The sequence below is a fragment of the Streptomyces globisporus genome (assembly GCF_003501885.1).
GTDB classification, from domain to species: domain Bacteria; phylum Actinomycetota; class Actinomycetes; order Streptomycetales; family Streptomycetaceae; genus Streptomyces; species Streptomyces globisporus_D.
Genome location: NZ_QWFA01000260.1, coordinates 1 through 8,090, shown reverse-complemented (window position 1 = coordinate 8,090; position 8,090 = coordinate 1). Strand labels below are relative to the sequence as shown.

The following is an 8,090-nucleotide window of genomic DNA, read 5'->3' as shown; positions in this document are numbered from 1 at the left end:
GAGCCGGGGGCGGTGCGCCGGGGGGTGGGCTACGGCCTGGGCATGGTGCACATGCTGGGCGCCGAGGGCACGGACGAGGTCTCGACGGCCACGGTCCGGGTCCACGACGGCGTGGCCACCGTCATCTGCGCGGCGGTGGAGACGGGCCAGGGCTTCACGACCCTCGCCCGACAGATCGTCCAGGAGACCCTGGGCGTCGAAGAGGTCCACGTGGCGGCGGTCGACACCGACCAGCCGCCTGCCGGCCCTGCCACCCACGGCCGCCACACCTGGGTGTCGGGCGGGGCGGTGGAACGGGCGGCGAAGATGGTCCGCACCCAGCTCCTCCAGCCGCTGGCCCACAAGTTCGGCATGTCCACGGAACTGCTCCAGATCGCCGACGGCAAGATCACCTCGTACGACGGGGTGCTCTCCACCACCGTCACGGAGGCGATGGACGGCAAGGAACTCTGGGCCACCGCCCAGTGCCGCCCCCACCCCACGGAACCGCTGGACGAGGCGGGCCAGGGCGACGCGTTCGTCGGCCTCGCGTTCTGCGCGGTACGGGCGGTGGTCGACGTCGACATCGAGCTCGGCTCGATCCGCGTGGTCGAGATGGCGGTCGCCCAGGACGTCGGCCGCGTCCTGAACCCGGCCCAGCTGGCGATCCGTATCGAGGCGGGCATCACCCAGGGCATCGGCGCGGCCCTCACGGAGAACCTCCGCACCGCGAAGGGCCTGATCCGCCACCCGGACCTGACGGGCTACGCGCTCCCGACGGCCCTGGACGCCCCCGACATCCGCATCGTCAAACTGGTCGAGGAACGCGACGTGGTGGCCCCCTTCGGCGCGAAGCCCGCATCGGCCGTCCCGGTCGTCACAGCCCCGGCCGCGGTGGCCTCAGCGGTCCGCTCGGCAACGGGCCGCCCGGTGAACCGCCTCCCGATCAGGCCGCAGGCGGCGGTGGCGACGGCGCCCAAGGGCTGAGTTCTTCTTGGCCGGGCGACGGCACTGAAGGGCTGAGAGGCCCCGGGCGAGTCCGGCGACGGTCCCGCTCGGCGTCCAGCGCTCAGCAGCGGCCGTCGCCGACGGTGGCGCTGAGGTCGTACCGGGCGATGGAGTCGCCGCTGCCCCCATCGGCCCCGGGCAGGAAGACCCCGCCGCCCGAGGGCTCCGTCCCCGTGACGCGCAGGCAGACGGCGAAGCCGACGCCCCCCGCCGAGACCTCGTAGTCGTGCCGGCCCCCGACCCGCCCCACGCGAGCGCCGCGTCCGACGGGTGCCCCGCCGCCCGGGGACGGGACCGCCAGTACAGCCGGTAGGGCCCGACGAGGGCGACGACGAGAAACGCCGCGGCAATGAGGAACAGGAAGACGACAACGGACACAGGAGCTCCCCCATGATGTTCGCCGAATTCGTGCCCGGACAAAGGCTCAGATCGTACTCGCCCGCGTTGCACCCGGGATCGTAGGGTGACCACGAAGGCTGACTGTGTGGCAAAACCCGGGGGAACAGGTGACATTCGAGCAGGAATGGGCCGAACTGCGTTCGGCCGCGGCTCAGCGAAGTGCCATGCAGATCAACAGCGCTCCTGCCGAGGGCGGCGGCGGTGCGCCGGACCTGGTGGTGAACCGGGACGATCTCGGAGCGATCGGGAATGACGCCTATGAGCTCAGGACGAGACTGTCGAAGGACGGTGACCACGCCCGCCCGACCACCTTCGCTGCGGCGATCGCGCTCACCAACGGCAACTTCGCGAGTGGCGCGGCGGTTCTGAAGGTGCACGACTTCTGGCAGAAGCACCTCAAGACGCTGCTGGATTCCTGCGCGCACATTTCGAACCACCTGGATTACACCAAGGCGCAGCATGCGAAGGACGACGTGAAGATCGGTGGAGATCTGACGTCGGTCTCCAAGCTGTCGGAATACATGAAGTAGGGCTCGGGGGAGCGCGCACATGCTGAGTTACGAGGACATCGTCGAAGCCCCGTTGGGGAAGCTGAAGGCGGCGGCCGACGACTGGTCGGAAATGGCGACGAAGCTGGACAGGCTCGCCGATCACGCATCGGACGGAATGAAGGCGAAGGCGGACAAGGCGAGCTGGGAAGGCCTCAACGCGGGGGTCACCAAGGCGTTCGTCGGCAAGACCGTCAAGGAGTTCGCGGACGCCGCCGCCGAGGCCAAGGGTGTGAAGACGCTGCTGGAGGAGGGTTACGCGGCCTTCAAGAAGGCCAAGGACGACCTCGTCAACATCCGGGACCACGAGGGGCCGGCCGCCGGGATCTCGGTGGACGGCAGAGGAAAGGTCACGGCACGTTCCCCGATCTCCGAGAACAACGCGGCGCGTCACGATCCCGACTTCGGCAAGTACCTCCAGCAGGAGAGGGAGAACATCGCGTCGTGGCAGAAGAAGATCGACGCCATCGTCGAAACCTGCAACGACACCGATGTGACCTTCAAGAACTCCCTTGAGGCCAACGTCACCGACCGCAAGGACTTCACCGCCCCGAAGTACACCAAGTTCGACCAGGAAGAGGCGGCCCGCGCCGTCGCCCTGGCTGCCAAGGGCCGCGACCTCACGCACGCGGAACTGCAGGCGCTGAACGAACTGCTGCGCGACAACGGCAAGTCGGTGGAGTTCGCGAAGAACTTCTACGAGAAGCTCGGCCCGGAGAAGGCGCTCACCTTCTTCGGGCAGCTCTCGACGGATACGAACGGGTATGAAAAGGTCGACAAGGAGCGACTGGCGGACGTTCAAGCGCTTCAGCGTAACCTTGGTCTGAATCTCGCGGCCGCCTCACATGACAAGGCGTTCTCGGCAGAGTGGGGGCCGGATCTGCGCAAGCTCGGAACCGAGCGTATTCCGCTGGCAAGGAACGACTACGGCGGGGTGTACGGCTACCAGTTGCTGGGCGGCATCATGCGGTACGGGGACTATGATGCGAAGTTCCTCAATCCCATTGCGGAGCATGTCGTTCAGCTGCACAAGAGGAACCCCAACTTTTTCGCGGGTACCAGCCAGACGAATGCTTACGCGGGGAACCCGTTCAATCCTTCGGGCAAGAGCGGGTCTGGATTCGATCCAGTCACGTCCATGCTTGAGGCCCTGGGGAACAGTCCGGAGGCCGCGAAGAAGTTCTTTACCGACAGTCCGACTGCGTACAACGATGACGGCACGGTCGATATGAAGAACGTGGACCCTCTTGGTGAGGGGGCTGACGGCGAGGAGAAATCGTATCTTGACTTTTTCGGGGACGAGGAGTGGAAGTCGTTCCCGGACACCGGTGCTGATAATCCGGGCGCGACGGACGCAACTCGCCAGTACATGCCGGACGCGCTCGGACGTGCGCTGGAAGCGGCAACTTTGGGATATCCGGCGGGCGAACCGGACGCGAGCGTGAAGCGGGACGACGGCAACGCGGCAGTCATGCAGAAGGTTGTAGAGAAGTACGGTGCAGACGCGGGACTGCTCAAGCGTCAAGAGGGCTTGGCGGACAGCTTGGGTGTCATGGGCGCGGGATACATCGATGATCTCAACTGGGCTCTGGAAAAGGGGAACCCGGATAGCTCCTTTGCGCCGCCCAAGAATGACGAGGGGAAGGTGGAGCCGGGGCATATCCCCATCGGCGGTAACGGGGATGAGGACCGGAACGCCACTCGCCGCTTTCTCAGCGCGCTCGGCCAGCATCCGGACGCCTATGCCGCCGTCGCTACGGCGGAGCAAGCTTACATCAGAAGCGTTCTCGAGACGCACGTCGGTGCTGACGGAATCGACTCGGGGGGCGCACGTGCGACCGTTCGGTCCGGTGCCATGGTGCAGGGAATACTCGATCAGTCCAGGGCTGACCAAGTCCAGGCGGATCAAATGAAGACGCATGAGGATTACGAGAAGGCTGTGGCCAAGCGTGCGGGCTGGGTCGAGTTCGGTGCTACGGCTGGAGTCGCCGCCGGTGTCGCGTTTCTGCCGGTATCGGCTGCGGTGGGCACTGCCGCCGTGTTGATTCCTTTGGCCACCGATACGGCCAGCGGTGCAGCTGAGCAGGCTATCGGTCAGTTCGTCGGGGATTTCTCGGATGGATCGGTCGAAAAGAGCAAGGAGAAGGCGGAGGAGAGCACGAGAGAGGAATGGGACAGGATCTATCGCTATGGTGAAACCATGGCCGAGGCTCCGATGGAGGATTTCCTTGTACTCCATGCGGCAGAGATTGATTCAGATTTTCGAGAGGATCTGAGGCAAGCGGTGATGGTGGGCTACGGGGTCGGGAACGATCGAGAGAATCAGCAGGGTGTAGATCCGGAGACGGGCTGAGGCTGCCTTCTGTGGCAGTGAAAGGTATGAGTGTGAACCGGAACGGAAAGACGCTGATCGCTGGTCTCGTCGTGGCTTTCTGCGCTACTGCGTGCGCATCGGACCCGGAGCCTCAATCGTCGTACGTCAATGCGGCGGAGGTGTGCGAGGGGGTGTTTACGGGTGACCTGGAGGAGACGGTGGAGACCGTGACGGGCGCGACGTCCTTCAAGCGGCGACCGGGCGGGGGCATGGAGCGGCTGATCGAGACGATCGAGAAGGAGTACGCCTCCGGTCGTGACTGGTCGCCAGGGGGAGAGCTGTGCGAGATGGCCGCCAAGGGGAGCCGCGGCACCGATGAGACGACCTTGCGTTTTCACATATATGCACCGCACGACGTCAACTACCCGGGTAACCCTGAAGGGGCACGGCGTTTTTTGTTGGGAAAGGAGGCGATAGCCAACACTCGCTCGGCGAGCATCTATTTCGAATGTGTCAGTCCGCAGCTCGATGGCTCGAAGAACCGCCCAGCACGGATCTATGGAGGACTGAGCAATGCCCGCGACCGCGGTGATGCTCTGGGGAACTTGATGGACAACCTTGCCGTTCTGCACTCTGCGGTGTTGGCGGTGTCCGAGAATCTAGAATGCGAAAATGGTGCCGGTCTCCCCGAAAAATTTGACCAGGGTTTGCAGGAGCTCCCACCGCTCGGCCGCCGGGCAGAGTCCGACTCCCGATGACGATGTTGCGTAAGGCGAGCCGACCGATGGGCATCGCGGTTCTGGTCGGATGATGACCGAGCCGACTCGCCAAACCTTCGGCAGTGTAAGCATGCTCGGCTCCGGCAACGTGGATTCCGTCGTCGATGCAACATCGACGGTGCCGATGATCCGTCACCCTCGAATGCACTCATACGGCAAGCGGTGTAAGGGGTGTGCAGCAAGTCGGACTTCTGCCACCGCTTGGCCTCCTTCGTGAAACGGGGGTGACTCTGGGAACGGAGCTCCGGTGGGAGCTGCTCAGTGCATTCGCTCGGTCGGTTGTGGATCACGTCGAACTGGAGCGGCAGATCGGACGGCTGGGAGTCGATAGCCAGCGCTGCGCTGCGAGAACGACGGAGGGCGGAAGCCCCGGCCGGTGCGAAACCCCGCCTGACGTACGGAGCCGCGGGGAGAAGTCCGGCCGGTACCGTGGCCGTTGACCAGGGGGAGGTGCCGGTGTGATTTCCGAGCCGGAGTTGGTGGGGGAGGACGGGCCGGGCTCGTCCCCGGACGTGGTGAGCGGGTTCGATGCGGAGCAAGAGCCCGCGGCCGGCAGACGGCGGTGGCACGGGGCGCTCTGGGGTGCCGCCGGGGCGCTGACCGCATCGGCCGTGTGGGCCGCGGCCGTCTTCGGGTACGGGATCGGCGGCGACGGAAAGCCGGACGCGCGTGGCTACCGCGTGGAGTCCGGCTCCTGCGCGTCGATGGAGCTCAAGGAGCTCGCCAGGGCGCTCGGCAAGCCGGAGTCCGAGACGACCACCGAGCTGGACGGGATCGAGCATCCCGCCCTCCACCGCATCCGATGCACCGTCGACTTCCCGGAGTCGGACCTCGGGGAGCGGGGCGGCGAGGACGGGGCGGGCTGGTACACGGGTTATCAGGCTTCCCTCACGGCCGAGCTGCACAAGGAGACCGACCCGCGGCCCGAATTCGAGGCGGGCAGCACCGTGACGGACATGGACGGCACGTCCGTGGAGCGGGTGGAGCGGGTGCCGGACCTCGGGGACCAGGCGTATCTGCTGATCATGGGCGACAACACCCTGCGCCTGAACGTGGTGGAAGGCGGTGCCGTCCTGACGCTCGTTCTCTCCGCCTGGATGTCCTACAACGAGAGCGAGGGCGGGAGCGAGGAGGAGATGCCGGACGCGCCGGAGGAGCCCGAGATCCTCGCGTACCGGGGGCATCTGATCAGTGACATGCGGGATGTCATGAAGGGGCTGAAGGCCGGCTGACCGGCCGACGGGCCGAGCGGATGCGGAAGTGGCCGCCCCCTGCCGTGAGGGCGGCCACTTCCGCGTTCTGGAGACCGTGACCGGATTCGAACCGGTGTAACTCGAGTTGCAGTCGAGCCCCTGAGCCTCTCGGGCACACGGTCGGGGGTGGTGCTGTGTTCCGTTGTTCCTTGCTGAGAACGACGCTACGGGCCCCCGTCCACCGCCTCAAGGAATCCGGCCGGGGTGCAACGCGACTGCCATACGCCGTTCATATCCGGGGGCGGCGGGGAAGACCGGAGTCCTACGACCAAGGGCCGAGCCCGGGACCGCATATCGACAGGGTCCAAACCGGCCCATGCCCCTTACGCTGACCTCATGACCGCCCTCGAACCCCGTGACGGCACCGATGCCGCACACCTCGCGCCGCCCGCGACCGACGCCCCCTCCCCGGACCCGCTGTCCGATCTTCCCGCCGCGGCCGTCGAAGGGGTCCTCGGGCGCACCTACCGGGCGCTGAGCATCGGCATCGTGTCCGTGGTGTTCCTCATCGCGTTCGAGGCCACGGCGGTCGGTACGGCGATGCCGGTCGCCGCCCGCGAGCTGAACGGGATCCCGCTCTACGCGTTCGCCTTCTCCGCGTACTTCACCACCAGCCTCTTCGCCATGGTCCTCTCCGGACAGTGGGCCGACCGGCGCGGGCCGCTCCAGCCGCTCGCCACCGGGATCACCGCGTTCGGCGTCGGGCTGCTGCTCTCCGGGGCGGCCACCAGCATGTGGGTCTTCATCGCGGGCCGGGCCGTCCAGGGGCTCGGCGGCGGGCTGGTGATCGTCGCGCTGTACGTCGTCATCGGGCGGGCCTACCCCGAGCACATCCGGCCCGCGATCCTGGCCGCCTTCGCCGCGAGCTGGGTGATTCCCTCCGTCGTCGGACCGCTCGCCTCCGGGACGGTGACCGAGCAACTCGGGTGGCGCTGGGTCTTCGTCGGCATCCCCGTCCTCATCGTGATCCCGCTCGCCCTGGCCCTCCCGGCGATCCGGCGCACCGCCTCCGGGCCCGCCGACCCGGCCGCCGCAACCGAGCCGTACGACCGCCGCCGCATCCGGCTCGCCCTCGGGATCTCCGCCGGGGCGGGGCTGCTCCAGTACGCGGGGCAGGAGCTGAACTGGCTCGCCCTCCTGCCCGCCGCCGTCGGCGTCGCCCTGCTCGTGCCCGCCGTCCGCGGACTGCTGCCCACCGGGACCGTACGGGCCGCGCGCGGGCTGCCCTCGGTGGTCCTGCTGCGCGGGATCGCCGCCGGGTCGTTCATCGCCGCAGAGTCCTTCGTACCGCTGATGCTCGTCACCCAGCGCGGACTGTCCCCGACGATGGCCGGGCTGTCGCTGGCGGTCGGCGGGGCGACCTGGGCGCTCGGTTCGTTCGTCCAGTCCCGGCCGCGTATGGAGGCGCACCGCGAGCGGCTGATGGTGACCGGCATGCTGCTCGTCGCCGCGTCGATCGCCGTCGCGCCCTCCGTGCTGATCGAGGGGGTCCCCGTCTGGATCGTCGCCGTCGCCTGGGCCTTCGGCTGCTTCGGGATGGGCATGGTGATCGCCTCCACCAGTGTTCTGCTGCTGAAGCTGTCGGCCCCCGAGGAGGCGGGCTCCAACTCCGCCGCCCTCCAGATCTCCGACGGGCTCTCCAACGTGCTGCTCCTGGCCTCCGGCGGCGCGGCCTTCGCGGCGCTGGGCGGCGGGACGGTGGGCGCGGCCGCGCACGGGGCGGTGCAGGCGGGGGCCTCCGGCTCCCACCCGGGCGCGTTCGCGGCTGTGTTCTTGCCGATGGCGGGGGTGGCGCTGGTGGGGGTGTGGG

7 protein-coding genes and 1 tRNA gene are annotated in these 8,090 nt (G+C 67.5%); 6 read left to right on the top strand and 2 right to left on the bottom strand.

Going from position 1 to position 8,090, the window contains the following annotated elements; genetic code table 11:
• The coding region (locus D3105_RS31115) for a molybdopterin cofactor-binding domain-containing protein (RefSeq protein WP_165891116.1) at positions 1–966 on the top strand (966 nt) is incomplete at its 5' end.
• An 82-nt stretch (positions 967–1,048) separates the two neighbouring features.
• Here the strand turns inward: D3105_RS31115 and D3105_RS35565 are convergent.
• On the bottom strand, positions 1,049–1,237 hold the full coding sequence (locus tag D3105_RS35565; protein ID WP_240647089.1) for a hypothetical protein: 189 nt from the start codon (positions 1,235–1,237) through the stop codon (positions 1,049–1,051).
• 256 nt (positions 1,238–1,493) lie between these two features.
• Between D3105_RS35565 and D3105_RS31105 the strand changes: the two genes are divergently transcribed.
• The 4 genes from D3105_RS31105 to D3105_RS31090 all read left to right on the top strand — a co-directional run bounded on the left by D3105_RS31105 (position 1,494) and on the right by D3105_RS31090 (position 6,259).
• Positions 1,494–1,916, top strand: a complete 423-nt coding sequence (locus D3105_RS31105; protein ID WP_118906240.1) for a hypothetical protein — start codon at positions 1,494–1,496, stop codon at positions 1,914–1,916.
• A gap of 19 nt (positions 1,917–1,935) precedes the next feature.
• Positions 1,936–4,287, top strand: coding sequence for a DUF6571 family protein (locus tag D3105_RS31100; RefSeq protein ID WP_118906239.1), 2,352 nt, complete (start codon positions 1,936–1,938; stop codon positions 4,285–4,287).
• Between the two features lie 32 nt (positions 4,288–4,319).
• The gene (locus D3105_RS31095) at positions 4,320–5,006 is read left to right on the top strand and encodes a hypothetical protein (protein ID WP_123947596.1); all 687 of its coding nucleotides are present in this window, start codon (positions 4,320–4,322) and stop codon (positions 5,004–5,006) included.
• 479 nt (positions 5,007–5,485) lie between these two features.
• The gene (locus tag D3105_RS31090) at positions 5,486–6,259 is read left to right on the top strand and encodes a hypothetical protein (RefSeq protein ID WP_118906237.1); all 774 of its coding nucleotides are present in this window, start codon (positions 5,486–5,488) and stop codon (positions 6,257–6,259) included.
• Between the two features lie 68 nt (positions 6,260–6,327).
• Here D3105_RS31090 and D3105_RS31085 read toward each other — a convergent pair.
• Positions 6,328–6,402 (bottom strand) — tRNA-Cys (locus D3105_RS31085).
• A gap of 214 nt (positions 6,403–6,616) precedes the next feature.
• On the opposite strand from D3105_RS31085, the gene D3105_RS31080 reads away from it, so the two are divergent.
• The coding region (locus D3105_RS31080; protein ID WP_133305728.1) for an MFS transporter at positions 6,617–8,090 on the top strand (1,474 nt) is incomplete at its 3' end.

Bases quoted from the DNA above. Each gene is read 5' to 3' on its own strand.
- D3105_RS31100 (WP_118906239.1), top strand. From the start codon at position 1,936: ATGCTGAGTTACGAGGACATCGTCGAAGCCCCGTTGGGGAAGCTGAAG.